11 protein-coding genes are annotated in these 17,157 nt (G+C 69.4%); 4 read left to right on the forward strand and 7 right to left on the reverse strand.

The features are described from left to right. Positions 1–101 precede the first annotated feature (101 nt). Genes ACLQ24_RS05020 through ACLQ24_RS05030 form a run of 3 tightly spaced genes read left to right on the forward strand, consistent with a single transcriptional unit; the run spans position 102 to position 6,124 of the window. Positions 102–4,778 carry a ThuA domain-containing protein gene (locus ACLQ24_RS05020; protein ID WP_425889212.1) on the forward strand — a complete coding sequence of 1,559 codons (4,677 nt, stop codon included), beginning with the start codon at positions 102–104 and terminating at the stop codon, positions 4,776–4,778. Further along, the gene (locus ACLQ24_RS05025; protein ID WP_425889213.1) at positions 4,775–5,860 is read left to right on the forward strand and encodes an OmpL47-type beta-barrel domain-containing protein; all 1,086 of its coding nucleotides are present in this window, start codon (positions 4,775–4,777) and stop codon (positions 5,858–5,860) included. Before ACLQ24_RS05020 ends, ACLQ24_RS05025 begins: the two co-directional genes overlap by 4 nt. Before the next feature lie 51 nt (positions 5,861–5,911). Further along, positions 5,912–6,124, forward strand: coding sequence for a hypothetical protein (locus ACLQ24_RS05030; protein WP_425889214.1), 213 nt, complete (start codon positions 5,912–5,914; stop codon positions 6,122–6,124). Between the two features lie 118 nt (positions 6,125–6,242). Here the strand turns inward: ACLQ24_RS05030 and ACLQ24_RS05035 are convergent, their stop codons facing one another. The 4 genes from ACLQ24_RS05035 to ACLQ24_RS05050 form a co-directional block, all read right to left on the reverse strand. After that, positions 6,243–7,205, reverse strand: a complete 963-nt coding sequence (locus ACLQ24_RS05035; protein ID WP_425889215.1) for an aldo/keto reductase — start codon at positions 7,203–7,205, stop codon at positions 6,243–6,245. Positions 7,206–7,242: 37 nt separating this feature from the next. After that, on the reverse strand, positions 7,243–8,922 hold the full coding sequence (locus ACLQ24_RS05040; RefSeq protein ID WP_425889216.1) for an ABC-F family ATP-binding cassette domain-containing protein: 1,680 nt from the start codon (positions 8,920–8,922) through the stop codon (positions 7,243–7,245). Positions 8,923–9,063: 141 nt separating this feature from the next. Beyond that, positions 9,064–12,447, reverse strand: a complete 3,384-nt coding sequence (locus ACLQ24_RS05045) for a hypothetical protein (protein ID WP_425889217.1) — start codon at positions 12,445–12,447, stop codon at positions 9,064–9,066. Positions 12,448–12,585: 138 nt separating this feature from the next. Continuing rightward, positions 12,586–13,191 (reverse strand): class I SAM-dependent methyltransferase, encoded by a 606-nt coding sequence (locus ACLQ24_RS05050; protein WP_425889218.1) that lies wholly within the window; start codon positions 13,189–13,191, stop codon positions 12,586–12,588. 103 nt (positions 13,192–13,294) lie between these two features. On the opposite strand from ACLQ24_RS05050, the gene ACLQ24_RS05055 reads away from it, so the two are divergent. Then, entirely contained in the window at positions 13,295–14,347 is a 1,053-nt protein-coding gene (locus tag ACLQ24_RS05055) for a hypothetical protein (protein WP_425889219.1), read from the forward strand. Positions 14,348–14,556: 209 nt separating this feature from the next. Here the strand turns inward: ACLQ24_RS05055 and truA are convergent, their stop codons facing one another. The 3 genes from truA to ACLQ24_RS05070 all read right to left on the reverse strand — a co-directional run bounded on the left by truA (position 14,557) and on the right by ACLQ24_RS05070 (position 17,075). Beyond that, on the reverse strand, positions 14,557–15,387 hold the full coding sequence (gene truA, locus ACLQ24_RS05060; protein ID WP_425889220.1) for a tRNA pseudouridine(38-40) synthase TruA: 831 nt from the start codon (positions 15,385–15,387) through the stop codon (positions 14,557–14,559). A 70-nt stretch (positions 15,388–15,457) separates the two neighbouring features. Beyond that, a complete protein-coding gene (gene rplQ / locus ACLQ24_RS05065; RefSeq protein WP_425889221.1) occupies positions 15,458–16,018 on the reverse strand; it encodes a 50S ribosomal protein L17 in 561 nt (186 codons plus the stop codon). Between the two features lie 34 nt (positions 16,019–16,052). After that, entirely contained in the window at positions 16,053–17,075 is a 1,023-nt protein-coding gene (locus ACLQ24_RS05070) for a DNA-directed RNA polymerase subunit alpha (RefSeq protein WP_007465227.1), read from the reverse strand. Between the last annotated feature and the right edge of the window lie 82 nt (positions 17,076–17,157).

Consider the following 17,157-nt stretch of genomic DNA (forward strand, 5'->3'; position numbering starts at 1 on the left):
CGGCGTGAACGCCCTGGCACGGCGTCTCCACCGGCTCCATCTGGGACGGTCTTCGGCGAGCCGGCCCCGCGAGTCTTGTCCACCGCGACATTGGAGGCGGCGTGTCCCGTTCTCGTCGTGCCCGTGTACCACTCACCGCTACCCTGCTGTCCCTCGCTCTGGCGTCGACGGCCCTCATCGGGTCTCCGGCGCAGGCGGCTCCGGCCGCAGCGGCCGACTCCTACTCCGTCCTGGTCTTCTCGAAGACCGCCGCCTTCCGGCACGACTCCATCCCCACCGGCATCGCCGCCATCCAGCAGCTCGGCGCGACAAACGGCTTCACGGTGGACACCACCGAGGACGGCGCCACGTTCAGCGACGCCAACCTCGCCAAGTACAAGGCAGTGATCTGGCTCTCCACCACCGGTGACGTCCTGAACGCCGACCAGCAGGCGGCCTTCGAGCGGTACGTGAAGGCCGGCGGCGGTTACGTCGGCGTCCACGCCGCCTCGGACACCGAGTACAGCTGGGCCTGGTACGGCGACCTGGTCGGCGCGTACTTCGCCAACCACCCGCAGAACCAGCAGGCCACGGTCAAGGTGGAGGATCACGCTCACCCGTCCACCGCCGAACTGCCGGACCGCTGGTCCCGGTTCGACGAGTGGTACAACTTCCAGACCAACCCGCGGCCGGACGTGCACGTGCTGGCCAGCCTGGACGAGAAGAGCTACACCCCGGGCGCCGGCGCGATGGGCGCCGACCACCCGACGGCGTGGTGCCAGGACTTCGACGGTGGACGCTCCTGGTACACCGGCGGCGGGCACACCCGTGAGTCGTACGCCGAGCCCGAGTTCCTCAAGCACCTGCTCGGCGGCATCCAGACGGCGGCCGGCGTGGTCGACGCCGACTGCGGCGCGTCGAAGACCGCCAGCTTCGAGAAGGTCACGCTGGACAGCAACACCAGCAACCCGATGGAGCTGGACATCGCCCCCGACGGTCGGGTCTTCTACATCGAGCGCGACGGCCGGGTGCAGATCATCAAGCCGGACACCGGCAACACCGTCACCGCCGTCGACCTGGACGTCTTCACCGACAACGAGGACGGCCTGATCGGCATCCGGCTCGACCCGGACTTCGCCACCAACAAGTGGGTGTACCTGTACTACGCCCCGAACGACAACGTCACGCGCAACCTGCTGTCCCGGTTCACCGTGACCGGCGACACCATCGACCTGGCGAGCGAGAAGCAGGTGCTGCGGGTCGACACCCAGCGCAACACCTGCTGCCACGCTGGCGGCAGCATGACCTTCGACAGCGCCGACAACCTGTACCTAGCCACCGGTGACAACACCAACCCGTTCGAGTCCAACGCGTACGCGCCGCTGGACGAGCGGGCGGGTCGCCAGGACTACGACTCGCAGCGCACCTCCGCCAACACGAACGACCTGCGCGGCAAGGTGCTCCGGATCCACCCGGAGGACGACGGGACGTACACGGTTCCGTCCGGCAACCTCTTCGCGCCGGGCACCGAGAAGACCCGTCCCGAGATCTACGCGATGGGCTTCCGGAATCCGTTCCGGATCGGCACCGACCCGAAGACCGACACCCTGTACGTCGGTGACTACGGGCCGGACGCCAACGCGAACAACCCGGACCGGGGCCCGCGGGGTCTGGTCGAGTGGAACGTCGTGACCCCCGGCAACTACGGCTGGCCGTACTGCACGGGCACGAACGAGGCGTACAACGACTACACGTTCCCGTCCGGTCCGAGCGGTCCGAAGTTCGACTGCGCCGCGCCGGTGAACAACTCGCCCAACAACACGGGCCTGACCAACCTCCCGCCGGTCGTTCCGGCCACCGTCGACTATGGCTACGCCGGTGACGCCCGGTACCCGGAGATCGGTGGTGGTGGCGCCCCGATGGGCGGCCCGGCCTACCGGTACGACGCCAACCTCAACTCCATCCGCAAGTGGCCGGCCTACTACGACGGCAAGGCGCTGCTCGGCGAGTGGAACCAGAACAAGATGTACACGATGCAGATGACCCCCGACGGCAAGTCGTTGGTGGACATCAACCAGCTGCTCCCCGGTATGTCGATGATCCGGCCGATGGACTTCGAGTTCGGTCCGGACGGCGCGCTCTACCTGATCGAGTGGGGTAGCGGCTTCGGCGGTAACAACGACAACTCCGGGGTCTACCGGATCGACTACATCGCCGGTGACCGCGCGCCGATCGCGGCGGCGTCCGCCAATCCGACCTCGGGTCCGGCGCCGTTGACGGTGACGTTCTCCAGTGCCGGTTCCCGGGACCCGGACGGTGGCACGCTCACCTACGCCTGGGCGTTCGGCGACGGGCAGACCTCCACCGAGGCCAACCCGACGCACACGTACGCGACGGCGGGCAACTACACCGCCCAGCTCACCGTGACCAACCCGAAGGGTCGCACCGCGGTCGCCAACGTGCCGGTCACCGTGGGCAACACCGCGCCGACGGTGAAGATCGAGTTCCCACCGGACGGTGGTTTCTTCAACTGGGGTGACCAGGTCCGCTACACGGTCAAGGTGACCGACCCCGAGGACGGGCAGATCGACTGTTCCCGGGTGAACCTCCAGGTGCTGCTCGGTCACGACGAGCACGCCCACCCGCTGGAGCAGCACACCGGCTGCACCGGCACGGTCCAGACGTCGCTCGCCTCCGGGCACGGCGCCGAGGCGAACGTGTTCGCGGTCTTCGAGGCCACGTACACCGACAAGGGTGGGGCCGGCGGGTCCGGCGCGCTGACCGGCCGGCAGATCGAGATCCTGCAGCCCAAGCAGAAGCAGGCCGAGTACTTCGCGGCCACCGGACGGGTTCCGGGCAGCACCGGCGGCGGAGACGCCGGCGTGCAGCGCGAGGCCGGAGCCGACACCGCCGGTGGCGGCCAGAGCATCGCGTTCATCGAGGACGGCGACTGGTGGTCGATCGTCCCGGCGGACCTGACGAACATCACCGAGATCCGGTTCCGGGCCGCCTCGGCCGCCGCCGGCGGTCGGATCGAGGTCCACGCCGGTGCGGTCGACGGACCGGTCGTGGCCACGGCCACCGTTCCGGCGACCGGGGCATGGCAGACGTACACGGACGTGAGCGCGCCGGTGACCGGTGCCGCGAGCGGCTCGCTCTACTTCGTCGCCCGTGACCCGAGCGGCGGAACGGGCTCGCTGTTCAACGTCAACTGGATGGACTTCGTCGGTCGCGGCGTCACCGAGAACGGGCCGCCGGTGGTCACCGCCACCGCGACCCCGGCCACCGGCACGGCACCGGTCGCCGTCGCCTTCGATGGCACGGCAACCGACGCCGAGGGCGACACCCCACTGACGTACGCCTGGGACTTCGGTGACGGGGGTACGGCGTCCACCCTGGACGCCAGTCACACGTACACCAGCGTCGGTGCCTTCACGGCCACCCTCACGGTGACCGACAGCATGGGTGCCAAGTCGTACGCCACGGTGCCGGTGCGGGTGAACGCTCCGGACACGTCCTGCCTCGGGGCGCGTTCGGACGACTTCAACGGCAACACGTTGGACAAGGGCCGGTGGACCAGCGTGGTCCGGGAGAACCAGCTCTACTCCCTCGGTGGCGGCGCGCTGAAGCTGCCCACTGGCGTGGGTGACCTCTACGGCGCCCGCAACGACGCCACCAACCTGGTGCTCCAGGCGGCACCGACCGGTGCCTGGGAGATGACCACCAAGGTCACGCTTGGAGTGACGGCCAACTACCAGCAGGCCGGCCTGCTGGTGTACGGCGACGACGACAACTACGCCAAGGTGGACCTGCTGTACAACGGCAGCCGTCGGGTGGAGTTCATCTCCGAGACGGCCGCGACGCCGCGCAACGACGCTGCCGACGCACCGGCGGGTGACACCGTGTACCTGCGGATCACCAGCGACGGGACGAACCTGACCGCCGCGTTCTCCGGCGACGGGCAGACGTTCACCCCGGTCGGCCGTTCGGCCGCGCTCGCCGGCATCACCAACCCGCGGATCGGGGTCTTCGCGCTCAACGGAGGCACCGAGGCGCCCGTCGTGGACGCCGCGTTCGACTCGTTCGTGGTCACGCCGGACGCTCCGGCCGGCCCGGTCGACCCGTCGGACGAGTTCACCGGCACCACGCTGGACAAGTGCCGGTGGGACGCGATCCTGCGGGAGGACCCGAGCGGCTACCGGGTGACCGATGGCGCGCTGCGGATCGACGTGCCCAATGGTGACATCTACGGCACCGACAACACCGGGCCGAAGAACTTCATCCTCCAGACCGCGCCCTCGGGCGACTGGACCCTGGAGACGAAGGTCGACGGCAGCCTGCTGAACGAGCAGTACCAGCAGGCCGGTCTGCTCGTGCAGACGGACGACGACAACTACCTGAAGTTCGACTTCATCGCGGACAACCAGGCCGGCCAGGCGGTGACGCGGCGGATCGAGTTCCGCAGCGAGATCGGCGGGACGGTGCAGAGCCCCCAGCCGGAGGCGACCAGCCTCACCTCGGCGGTGTGGTACCTGCGTCTGGCCCGCACCGGTGACACCTTCACCGCGTCGTACTCGGCCGACGGGACGACCTGGACCGCGTTGGCGGCGCTGACCAACAGCGCGGTGGGTGCCACCCCGAAGGTCGGTCTGTTCACCCTCGGCGCCAGCCAGACGGCGTCGAAGACGGCCGCGTTCGACTACTTCCAGCTGAGCACCAGGGCGGTCGACGAGACCGCTCCGGTGACGACGGCGCGGTGTCCGGTACCCCCACCGACGGGTGGTACACCGGGCCGGTGACGGTCACCCTGACCGCCGCCGACGAGGCCGGCGGTAGCGGACCGGCCGGTACGCAGTACCAGCTGGACGGGGCCACCACGTGGACCGACTACACCGCTCCGGTGGCGATCAGCGGTGACGGCGAGCACGAGCTACGGTTCCGCTCGACCGACAAGGCCGGCAACGTGGAGTCGACGAAGACCGTCTCGGTCAAGATCGACGCCACCGCACCGGTCACCACGGCGACGTTCGCTCCGGCGAACGACGCGGGCTGGCACAACGGGACGATCCCGGTGGTGCTGACCTCGACCGACGCCGGTTCCGGTGTGAAGACGGTCGAGTGGTCGCTGGACGGTGGCGCGTGGACGCCGTACTCGGAGCCGGTCGCGGTGACCGGTGACGGGCAGCACGAGCTGCTGTACCGCTCGACCGACAAGGCGGGCAACGTCGAGACGCTCAAGTCGGCGATCCTGAAGATCGACGGCACCAAGCCGACGCTGCTGGTCGCCGGTATCGCCGACGGCCAGCTCTACGGCGACAGCCAGGACGTCCGGGTGTCCTGGCAGGCCGTCGACCCGACCTCGGGCATCGCGTCCGTGGCCGGCCAGCTCGACGGCAAGGCGTACGCCAGCGGCACCCTGCAGGCCATGTACGAGCTGCCGCTCGGCCTGCACGAGCTGACCGTCACCGCGACCGACAAGGCCGGCAACAAGACGACCTCGAACGTCCGGTTCTTCGTCACCACCTCGTTCCGGGACATGCAGTTCCTGCTGGACCGGTTCAAGGCGACGGGACGGTTGTCGGCCAAGGCGCACAAGCAGTTGACGGCCAAGCTCGACGCGGCCCGCCAGGCCGAGGCGACCGGCAACGACAACAAAACGATCAAGCAGCTGACCCAGTTCCGGGACCTCGCCACCGACGCCACCCTGGTGGCCGAGGCCGAGATCCGGGACACCCTCACCCGGGACGCCGACGCCATGATCGTGCGGCTCGGCGGTACGGCCAGCAAGGCCGGCGTCAAGGCCAATGACGGCGAGCCGGTCAAGGGCACCGGGCGGCTCGGTGGCGACGCCACCCGGCTGGCACCCGGTCGCCAGCTCTGATCCGATCGATGCCCCTCCCCGACGCTCCGGTGTCGGGGAGGGGCATCGCTCATGAGGGAGGTGACGTCCACGACGCGTATCCGCACGGCGGTCGCCGCCGTCCTGGTCGGACTGGCCGTGGCACGGCTAGCCGCGGCCCCTGCCACCGCACGGGCCGACAAGATCAAGCTGGTCGTGGCGGGCGACGGAGCCGTCGGCGTCGCCATCCAGGCGACCTACTCGGACGGCCGCCGGCTCGACCAGGACTCACATGCCGTAAAATGACCGGCCCCTATCCATGGCGAGCCTGTGGAAGGCCTCCAATCGGATGTAGCGCATAGATCAGATCAAGTAGCTGCGGGCTGCCCTCTGACACCGTTGGCGAGATAGCCCCACGACAAGCTCAGAGGATGTCGCGCAGGGCCGTCAGGTCCTCGTCGGTCGGTTCCCAGGTGCCGGCGGTGGCGTTGGCGAGCACCTGCTCGGCGGTGGTGGCACCGGCGATCACCGAGGTCACCGCCGGCTGGGCGGCCAGCCCACCGATCGCCACCTGGAGCATGGTCAGGCCCCGCTCGTTCGCGTACGCCTCGATGGCCTCGATGGTGTCCCAGTCCGCGGCGGCGAGTCGGTCGGCGTACCGACCACCGCCGGAGAGGCGACTGCCCGCAGGCGGCTGCTCGCTGCGCTTGTACTTGCCGGTGAGCAGACCGTTGGCGAGCGGGAAGAACGGCAACATGCCGAGGCCGAACCGCTCGCAGGCCGGGATCACCTCGGCCTCCACCGAGCGTTCCAGCAGGCTGTAGTGGTTCTGGGCGCTGATGAAGCGGGCCCGGCCGTTGGACGAGGCGACCCAGTCCGCGTCGGCGATCTGCCAGCCGGCGAAGTTGGAGTTGCCGAGGTAGCGCACCTTGCCGTCACGGACCATGTCGTCCAGGGCGGCGAGGGTCTCGTCGATCGGCGTACCCGGGTCCGGCTCGTGCATCTGGTACAGGTCGATGTGATCGGTGCCGAGCCGGCGCAGCGACGCCTCGACCGCGCGGGCGATGTAGCGCCGCGCACCCCGCGCGCCGTAGTCCGGCCCGTTGAGGCCGTTCATGTCCATACCGAACTTGGTGGCCACCACGACGTCGTCCCGACGTCCCTTGAGCGCCTGCCCGAGCAGCTCCTCCGAGCCGCCCTGCGGCTCACCGTAGATGTCGGCGGTGTCGAACAGGTTGATCCCGGCGTCCAGGGCCGCGTCCACCACCGCGCGGGTGCCGTCGAGGTCGAGCTTGCGGCCGAAGTTGTTGCAGCCGATGCCGACGACGGACACCACGAGCCCGGAGTCGCCCAGCCGGCGATAGGTCATCTCAGTCACGAGATCCACCCTATGCCGGCCGAACGCGCTCCCGCCCGACGACCGATCAGCCGACGTCCCAGACCGGTTCCGGGGTCTCCACCACCTCGCTGTCGCCCCGGAACAGCACGAACCGGTCGAAGGAGCGGGTGAACCACCGGTCGTGGGTGACCGCGATCACCGTCCCCTCGAAGGCGTTCAGGCCCGCTTCGAGGGCTTCCGCGCTGGCCAGGTCGAGGTTGTCGGTGGGCTCGTCGAGCAGCAGCAGGGTCGCCCCGGACAGCTCCAGCAGGAGCACCAGGAACCGGGCCTGCTGCCCACCGGAGAGGGTGCCGAAGCGCTGGTCGCCCTGCCCGGCCAACTCGTACCGGCTGAGCACCCCCATCGCCGCGTGCCGGTCCATGCCCTGGCGGTGCTCGTCACCCCGCCACAGGATCTCGACGAGCGTCTTGCCCATCAGCTCCGGTCGGTCGTGGGTCTGGGAGAAGTGCCCGGGGCGGACCCGGGCGCCGAGCCGGGCCACACCGTCGTGCGCCACCGGCGCCAGCGCACCCGCGCCGTCGACCGGCCCGTTCGCCGGGTCGGGGTCGGTGCCGCCGCGCGCCAGCAGCCGCAGGAAGTGCGACTTGCCGGTGCCGTTGGCGCCGAGGACTGCCACCCGGTCGCCGTACCAGATCTCCAGGTCGAAGGGGAACGTCAGGCCGTCCAGCTCCAGCTGGTCGCAGACGACCGCGCGCTTGCCGGTCCGCCCGCCGGTCAGCCGCATCCGGATGTCCTGGTCCTTCGGGGGTACGGGCGGCGGCCCGGCCTCCTCGAACTTACGCAGCCGGGTCTGCGCGGCCTGGTAACGCGAGGCCAACCCGTCGTTGTACGCGGCTTTCTGCTTGTACATCAGCATCAGCTCGCGCAGCTTCTGGTGCTCCTCGTCCCAACGTCGGCGCAGCTCGTCGAGGCGGGCGTGCCGGGCGACCCGCGCCTCGTACCAACTGGCGAAGCCACCGGGGTGCACCCAGGCGCTGCCGCCCTCGACGGCCACCACCCGGTCGGCGGTCTGGGCCAGCAACTCGCGGTCGTGTGAGACGTAGAGCACCGATTTCGTCGACTCGCGCAGCCGCGCCTCCAGCCACCGTTTGCCGGGCACGTCGAGGAAGTTGTCCGGCTCGTCGAGCAGCAGCACCTCGTCCGGGCCGCGCAGCAGCAACTCCAGGGCGAACCGTTTCTGCTGCCCGCCCGAGAGCGTCCGCACCGGCCGATCCCGTACGGCGTCCCAGGGCTGGTCGAGCACGATGGTCGCGACGGTGTCGAACAGCACCTCGGCGTCGTACCCGCCGGCCTCGCCCCAGGCGCCCAGCGCTTCGGCGTACGCCAACTGCGCCTTGCCCGCGGCGTTGCTGACCTTGCCGTGGGCCTCGGCCGCCCGCATGGCCGCCTCGGTCTCGCCGAGCCGGCGGCCGGCGTCGCGCAGCGCCGGCGGGGCCAGCGACAGGGCGAGGTCGTGCAGCGTCGTCTCGTCGCCGATCATGCCGATGAACTGCCGCATCACGCCCAGCCCGCCGGCGCGCGCGACGCCGCCCGTGCGTATCGGCAGGTCACCGGCGACCATCCTCAGCAGCGTCGTCTTGCCCGCGCCGTTCGGCCCGACCAGGGCGACCTTGGCGCCCTCACCGACCCGGAACGACACGTCGGCGAAGAGTTCCCGACCGTCCGGCAGGCTGTGCCCGACCGCTGCCACGTCCACGTATCCCACGCCGGGATACTGCCCGAAACCCGTGCCCGGGGGTATCCAATTACCACCTACCGGTGGGGTGACGCTCGTGACTAAATGGTCGTCCCCGGCAGAACCGCAGACCCTTGGCCCGCAACGGAACCCTTCGTTTCCACCACAACCTCACCGGGCCGGCCGCTTCGGCGCGCAGTCGAAAACGCTTGCGGCCAGGATCTGAAGTTGCGAAACGCGCTCGGGCATCGCGGCCTCCAGTTCGCCAATAGCATTGACCAACTGCACCTTCTGCCCACCGTCAAGCCTGCCGGCGTTCTCATCGACAAAGCTTCGGGCCTTCCCCAACCCGCCATTCTTGATGTCGTCCATCACCTCAAGGAGGGACCGTGTCACGGCCACGGTGTCCGAGCTACCCCCGACCGCACCGACCATTGATGCCAAGTTGGCGGTGGTGAGGCCGCCGTTCAGCAGCACTGGGGACTCCCGGGCAAACTGTTCCAACCGGGCTACTGTTGCCAGCAGGATCGCGGGGCGGTCCGCCTCCTCGACGGCAGCGTAGTCGAACACGAGGTCCGAATGGCCCGCCTCAGCAAATTCCACCACTGGCGCAATAATCTTCAATGATTGCGAGTGCGGCACCCGTTGGATCATCTGCTCAACTCGGGGCAAGTTTCGCTTGATCTTCTGCGGTGACCAGCGTCGCTGTAGCCGGTAAAGGGCCTCGCGGCTGGTCTGCAGGCTGCTCGCCCAGATCATTTCACCGAGAGCATCGTCGATACGGGAAACCGCGTCGGTGGGTCGGGCCAGTTGGCGCGCGGCACTCAGCACAGCGGCGGTGATCCGATCCCAACTGTCGCTGGAGGTGACGACCGTCCGGTCCTGCCGGGGGGCAGCAACCTTCCAACGGTTGTCAAGTCGTGCGACACTGTGGCCGGGCCTCTCCGAGTCCGGGTAAAGAATGGCGGCACCGTACCTCCTTGCGACCGGAAGCAAGGCGGCGACCATGATTTCGCGGCTCACCACAACCGGCAGTTGGCCGCGTTGCGCGAATTGTTCGAGCAGGTCGTTCAACAAATTGACACCGTCGGCATCCACCCCTTCGTGGCGCGCTGGAGTGCCGAGCAGGACCACTGGATGCCCCCCATCGGCGGCTGCAACCAGTTGATCCAAGAACCTCTGCGGTGCACCCCTCCCGCCCCGCGAGATTTCGTACACGTTGACGTGCTCGGTGACCTCCTGCGTCAACCGCAGCGACCATGTCGGGGGTGCAATCAGCTCGCCGGCGTCGACCTCCGCACCGGCGAGCTCCGGCCCGGCGATGGGGACAGCCAGCCGGCCGATCCGCTCTGGGTGTCGCGGGGCCAACGCCGAGTCGGCGCCCTTCGAGTGCTCGCCCGAGTCGACCGACGAGGGCAGAAGCGTCGTTGTGGAGCCAATCCGATCGCCATCTGTACGGTAAGGATGGAGCGTATGCCAGATACCCGGATGGTCGACGCCCACGACGCTGGATGCGCGCCTCCACAGGGGGACCTCTTGCACCACGGGAGGGGACGCCGGCAGCCGGTCGAGCCGGATCTGCGCCCGGCCGAGCGCGCGCATGTTGGACCCATCAGGTACCAGGGTGTGGGCCGCAACCACCGCGTCTAGGCGGATCATGTAGCGGTCCAACGTCACCGCGGCGGGCACGAGCGGCCAGGGATCGACCACCACACTGCTCGGATGACCCAGCGGTCCGAGCAAAGTAAACACGTGTATTCGCCCGGTGTCGTCGTTGGCCATGACACAAGTGATCGGCACACCCAGACAATCCGGCCTGTCCCATAAAGTGGCGCATGTTAATGCTGCGTATTCGTCACAGAATCCGGTGCGAAAAAAGGCGGCCAGCCAAGCCATCGCCGCGACCGACCCCCGAATGCCTCGCCATGGTCGCACTCCGAACACACCAATCGAATTTGGATCTTTTCGATATACCGGGTTCCTAATTCCCTCGACAACCAACTGGCAGAGGCGATTCTGGTATCGATCGATGATTACGCTGTTGTTGGCCGGGCCGTAGGGCAACATTCGGTTCACCTGGCCGATCACTTCGCTGGCAAGCGGGAGCGCGACTCGCAGCCATTCACGCTCGGCCCCCCTACCGTCCGCAATCTGCGTGATGTGCGGCTCCAAGCTGCCAGCGATTGCTGCCAGCCGGCCGCGCCGCGCGTCCAGGGCTGATCGGACGGCCCCCACAGCCTGCTTCAGCGCGCTGGCCGCGCTCTGCGGCCCGAGGCTCGTGTTCAGCGCACTGACCTCAGCTCGGGTCTGCGAACCGCGCCGCGATCGATCGGTGGCCTCGTAATACCCCAGGACCGCTTCGATCGTCTGGTTCCGCTTCGCTTTCAGATAGCGGTATGCCAGCGCCTTCAGCTCGCTCCTGGCGGACGCACTGCGCGCAATCCTTCCGGACGTGTACTGCTGGAGGTCCTCGAGCGAACCCGCAAGGGCGCCAGCCTCTTCGCGCAGGTGCTTCTGAACACTCCGCGCTGCGCTGAGGACAGCGTCCCGAGCCGCCTCGAGGTCATGCATCGTGAGCCCGGCGAAGTAGGCAGGTCGCTCTCGCGAGGGCTCTACCGGAAAAATCCTGTGGGTCTCCTGGAATCGCGCAGCGGAGATCTCGAGTTGTGGGTGGCCGGCCTGAACGGCCCACTGTCTCAGCCATCCGGCCGCACTGGCCGCTGCGGAACGGGCATCCTCGACACGGCGGTACACCTCGCGCAGTGAATGCCGCCCACCCGGAACGCCTGATGCCTCGACGGCACCGGCCGACCGACGGCCGCCGGCCAGGGCCGGTGTGCGTCGCTTGTCCAGCGCGGGAGTGTTCCCGCCAGCCGGCCGGATTTCCAGAGACACGGAGCCGGCCGCATCGCCGCTCGTGGCGACCCGCAACAGAACGGACGCCCCGGCGGGCACTTCGTCGAGTTCGCGCAGTAGCCCGGCTACTCCACTGTTGGCGTGGCCGGGTCTATCGACTGGGGCCTTGATGCCCGGTGCCGTCCGAACGTCCATCCTGTCGGTGCCGGCCTCGAAGGTCAGCAGAGAAAGGCCCGCCTCGAACAGATCACCCGCCGACCAGGTCGGGCGAGCCGTCGCAGGGCTGGCGATGGTCACTTCCGCACCGTGGGCTGTCGCGCGCTCGACGACGAGATGACGGGCCGGCAGCACCAGGACGAAGTCGGCGGCGCCCCGGACGACAATTTGTCCCCGACGGTCGATCGGCAGGGTTCTGTTGTTCCCCACGAAAGTATTGGCGGGCATGCGCACCGGCAGACGCAGGGTGTCAGCACGGGCGATCGCCGCGGCCAGATTGAGACCGGTGGCGACCGAGGACGACGGACACTCCACCATCCGTGCAACCACAGCGGGCGGCTGCGCCAGCAGCGTGGCCGCTACCGCCGCGGAGCCGAACATGTCTGCGGCTAAATGGACCATGTGCAGTCCGGGCACCCGCTCAGCGACGCAGACCTCGGCAGCCAGCAGGGCTGTGCGCCCAAGGTACTCGCCGGAAGGCACCCAGGTCCTGATGAGCTCGGGACATGCGGACGGTATCAACCTGGTTTCGGATGCAAGGTGGTGCGGCACAGAAGGTTTATATGCCTGGTTGGCGGTATGAGGCTATGGAGCACCGGGCGATGACCGGCAGGTATCCGATTACCGGGTGACCCGCAGCACCCGGAAGCCCTTCTGGCTGGCGTGCCGCTCGACCTGCCAGCCCTGGTCGGTAAGCCAGCGCTGGAGAGAGTCGCCGCCGAGGTGCCGGGCGACGACCAGCCACGCCACGCCGTCCGGGGCGAGTCGGGGCAGCCAGCGCAGCAGCAGCTCGTGCAGCTCGTCCTTTCCGATGCGGATGGGCGGGTTGGACCAAAGCTCGGCGAACGTCAGGTCCGCCGGTACGTCGTCCGGCGCGCTCGCCCGGACCCGGTCGCCGGCACCGATTCTCGCCGCGTTGGCGGTGGTGAGGTCGCGGGCGCGGGCGTTGACGTCGACCGCCCAGACGGTGCTCGCCGGGGCCACGTCGGCCAGGACGCACGCGATGGGGCCGAACCCGCAGCCGAGGTCGAGCAGGTCACCGGTGGTGTCGGCGGCGGGCAGGTCGGCCTTGCGCAGGAGTACGGCGGTGCCGGGGTCGAGACGGCTGGCGGAGAAGACACCGCCGGCCGAGACGAGCCGGTAGTCGCGGTTGGTGATGGAGAATTCGACCTCGCGCGCCGGTGCGTCGCTGGCGGGCTGCGCGGTGAAGTAGTGGTCGCCGGTCACGCCGGCAATTCTCGCACCGGCTCAGCCGGGTCACGACACCGCCCACATCTACATTTGCCCAAAATTACCCCCTAAAGGGACAATCGCTCCTACTCTGGGCGACATGGTGTATCGGTACGAGTCCGAAGAGGACGCATTCGAGGACCCCGAGCCCGGGTCCGACCTGGACGTGCTCGGCGCAGGTACGCCTCCGCCGGCCGGCCCCTCACCGTCGCGGTTCCCCGCGCCGTCGCTGCCCCGACCCAACCAGTTGGTGCTGCCGTCGACCCAACCACCGCCGGTCGCCCGCATCAGCGCACCGGTCGCGGCCCCCCGCAGCCAGGTCTACACCTCGGCCCAGCCGGTGGAGCCGCCCGCGCAGCGCGGCGGTGGGCGGCTCTGGCAGGTGCTGGTCGGCGGCGCGGCCGTCCTCGTCCTGCTCGCGCTCTGCGGTCTGGGCGCCGCCGCTCTCCTGGTGGATCGCACCCCGGACCCTCAGCCCACCCCGACGTACCAGCCGAACGCCGCCGCCTCCGCTCCCGCCCAGCGGCAGGATCTGAACTCGCGGCTCACCGACCAGGCGCCGCTCACCGCGAAGGAACTCTTTCCCGGCAAGGAACTGAAGCTAGCCGACGGTCAAGCCGCCTACCAGGTGCTCAAGACCCAGTCCAGCGGCAGTTGTGCCGTCGCGGCCACCGACGAGGTAGCGGATCTGCTGGTCCTGCTCGGCTGCAACCAGGTCGTCCGGGCGACGTTGCGGGCCCCCGGCGGCGACCACCTGGTCACCACCGGGCTGTTCAACCTCACCGACAAGGTCAGCGCCGAGCGGGCCCGGGACCGTATCCGGCAGCTCCTCGATGACCGGCAGGGTCGGTTCCGTGGTCTCACCGCCGGCGACGACACCGACGTGCTGACCAGCGCCCCAGCACGGGTCGGCTGGCAGGTGCGGGGCCACTACCTGGCGTACGCGCTGGTGGTCCGCGCCGACGGCACCGCGGTCAAGTCCGGCGACACCAAGATCCGGGACGTCCTGTTCGACATGATCGAGGTGCACCTCAGCCGGGGCGTCCTGCAACGGCGAGCCGACACCGGCACGGCCGAGCAGCCGACGGCAGCACCCACTGGGGGCAGCGGCAGCCAGAGCGGCAGCGAGGACGGCGAGTCGCCCGGCGACTGACCCGGCCCCCGACGCGTCCGACGGGTGTGCCGCCGAGAAGGTGGCACACCCGTCGTCGTACCCGCTCTGCGGCCCGGACCGTGATGCGTCCCCGCCGCCGTCGGTCTCCGATCGAACGACGCGGCGTGGGCGGCGCCGGGGTGATGGCGGCCCGCAGCGGGTCGTCGGCCGATTCGGTCGGCGGCGGCATCCGTCGGACGCGACAGGCGTCAGCCCTCGACTGGCACGCGCAGGCGGCGCGTCAGGTCGGCGCGGCGGGCGTACTCGGCCGGGTCGTCCGGATAGCCGACCGCCACCAGCGTCAACCCGTGCGCCGGAGCCACCGTCACCTCGCTGGAACGCTCCTGCCGGTGGAGCAGACTGCCCGGCCACCGCACCGGCCGGCGACCGTCGCCGGCCGCGAGCATCGCCCCCACGAGGCTGCGCACCATCGCCTGGCAGAACGCGTCGGCCTGCACGGTGGCGACCAGGACGCCGTCCGGGTCACGCCGCCAGTCCAGTCGGGTCACCTCGCGCAGCGTCGTCGCGTTCTCCTTGCGCCGGCAGTACGCGGCGAAGTCGTGCTCGCCCACCAGACCCTCGGCCGCGGTGTTCAGGGCGGCCAGGTCCAGCGCGCGCGGCCAGGCCAACACCTCGTGCCGGCGCAGCGGCTCCGCGCCGTACGGGGCGTCGGTCACCCGGTACTCGTAGCGTCGGAAGGTGGCCGAGAAGCGGGCGTCGAAGTCGGCGGGCACCTCGGTCATCGCCCGTACCCGCACGTCGGTGGGGAGCAGCCGCGCCAGCCGGCGCAGCAGCCGCCCCTCGTGCTCCCGCCACACCTCGACGGGCAGGTCCAGGTGGCAGACCTGACCGGAGGCGTGCACCCCGGCATCGGTCCGACCCGCGACGGTCAGACCGGTCGCGGTGCCCGCTCCCAGGACCAGATCCAGGGTCTCGACGAGCACCCCGGCGACGGTCCGCCGCGTCGGCTGGGGCGCCCAGCCGGAGAAACCCGCGCCGTCGTACGAGACGTCCAGCCGCAGCCGAATCCGCTCGTCCACCTCGTACCTCCTGTTACGGGTCGGGCCCGACACCCCGAAAGGGGTGCCGGGCCCGCACTGATGCCCGAGGTCAGGCCTTCTTCTCCTCGGTGGCGAGGTCGCTGTCAGCGCGCGCCTCGGCGGTGTCACCGGAGACCGACACCGGCGCCTCGGAGTCCTGGTCGACGTCGGTCGACTTCGGAGCCTCCTCGGCCGGGGCGAGCGCCTCGACCTTGTCCTGCTGCGCGGCCTTGCGGGCGGCGGTCTTCTTGTTCGCCTTCGGCTCGGCGACCTGAAGCTCCTCCACCAGCTCGATGATGGCCATCGACGCGTTGTCACCCTTGCGCGGACCGGTCTTCACGATCCGGGTGTAACCGCCGGGGCGGTTGGAGTACCGGGGCGCGATCTGGTCGAACAGGGCGTAGACCACGTCCTTGTCCTTGACGACACCCAGCACCCGACGCCGCGAGGCGAGGTCGCCGCGCTTGGCCTTGGTGATGAGCTGCTCGGCCAGCGGACGCAGCCGCCGGGCCTTCGTCTCGGTGGTCTGGATCTTGCCGTGCTGGAACAGCGCGGTGGCCAGGTTGGCGAGCATCAGCCGCTCGTGCGAGGGGCTGCCGCCGAGGCGGGGGCCCTTGGTGGGCGTGGGCATTTTTGGTGCTCCTCAGTTGTGGCGGCAGCGCGGACTAGAGCTGCTCGGTCTCGCGGTAGTCGTCGGTGTCGTAGTCGGCCTCGCCGAAGGTGTCCACGACATGCGCCGGGTCGAAGTTCGGAGCCGAGTCCTTCAGCCCGAGACCCATCCCGGCGAGCTTCATCTTGACCTCGTCGATCGACTTCTGACCGAAGTTGCGGATGTCGAGGAGGTCGGCCTCGGTACGCCCGATGAGCTCACCAACGGAGTTGATGCCCTCGCGCTTGAGGCAGTTGTAGGAGCGGACGGTCAGGTCCAGCTCCTCGATCGGCAGAGCGAGGTCCGCCGCCAGCTGGGCGTCCTGCGGGGACGGCCCGATGTCGATGCCCTCGGCCGTCTCGTCCAGCTCACGGGCCAGCCCGAACAGCTCCACCAGCGTCGAACCGGCGGAGGCCAGCGCGGTACGCGGACCCATCGACGGCTTGGTCTCGACGTCGATGATGAGCCGGTCGAAGTCGGTGCGCTGCTCGACGCGGGTCGCCTCGACGCGGTAGGTCACCTTCAGCACCGGCGAGTAGATCGAGTCCACCGGGATGCGGCCGATCTCGGCGCCGGACTGCTTGTTCTGGGCAGCCGTCACGTAGCCCCGGCCCCGCTCGACGGTCAGCTCCATGTCGAGCCGGCCCTTGCCGTTCAGGGTCGCGAGCTTGAGGTCCGGGTTGTGCACCGAGACGCCGGCCGGGGGCTGGATGTCGCCCGCCGTCACGTCGCCCGGGCCCTGCTTGCGCAGGTACATGCTGACCGGCTCGTCGTGCTCGGAGCTGACGCACAGCTCCTTGATGTTCATGACGAGCTCGACCACGTCCTCCTTGACACCGGGGATCGTGGTGAACTCGTGCAGCACGCCGTCGATCTTGATCGAGGTGACCGCCGCACCCGGGATCGACGACAGCAGCGTGCGCCGCAGCGAGTTGCCCAGGGTGTAGCCGAAGCCCGGCTCGAGCGGCTCGATGGCGAACCGCGACCGGGTCTCGTTGATCGACTCCTCGGAGAGGGAGGGTCGCTGGCTGATGAGCATCTTTTCTCTTCTCTTCCGGGACGCCCGCTATTTGACGCCCACGACACAAACTGTTCCGGTGGCCCGCCCCGAAGGGCGGACC

This window comes from Micromonospora sp. DT4 (assembly GCF_049841675.1).
Classification (GTDB): Bacteria; Actinomycetota; Actinomycetes; order Mycobacteriales; family Micromonosporaceae; genus Micromonospora.

Excerpts from the sequence above, each read along its gene's own strand:
- ACLQ24_RS05030 (WP_425889214.1), top strand. The coding sequence starts at position 5,912 with ATGAGGGAGGTGACGTCCACGACGCGTATCCGCACGGCGGTCGCCGCC.
- ACLQ24_RS05070 (WP_007465227.1), bottom strand. The coding sequence starts at position 17,075 with ATGCTCATCAGCCAGCGACCCTCCCTCTCCGAGGAGTCGATCAACGAG.
- rplQ (WP_425889221.1), bottom strand. The coding sequence starts at position 16,018 with ATGCCCACGCCCACCAAGGGCCCCCGCCTCGGCGGCAGCCCCTCGCAC.
- ACLQ24_RS05055 (WP_425889219.1), top strand. The coding sequence starts at position 13,295 with ATGGTGTATCGGTACGAGTCCGAAGAGGACGCATTCGAGGACCCCGAG.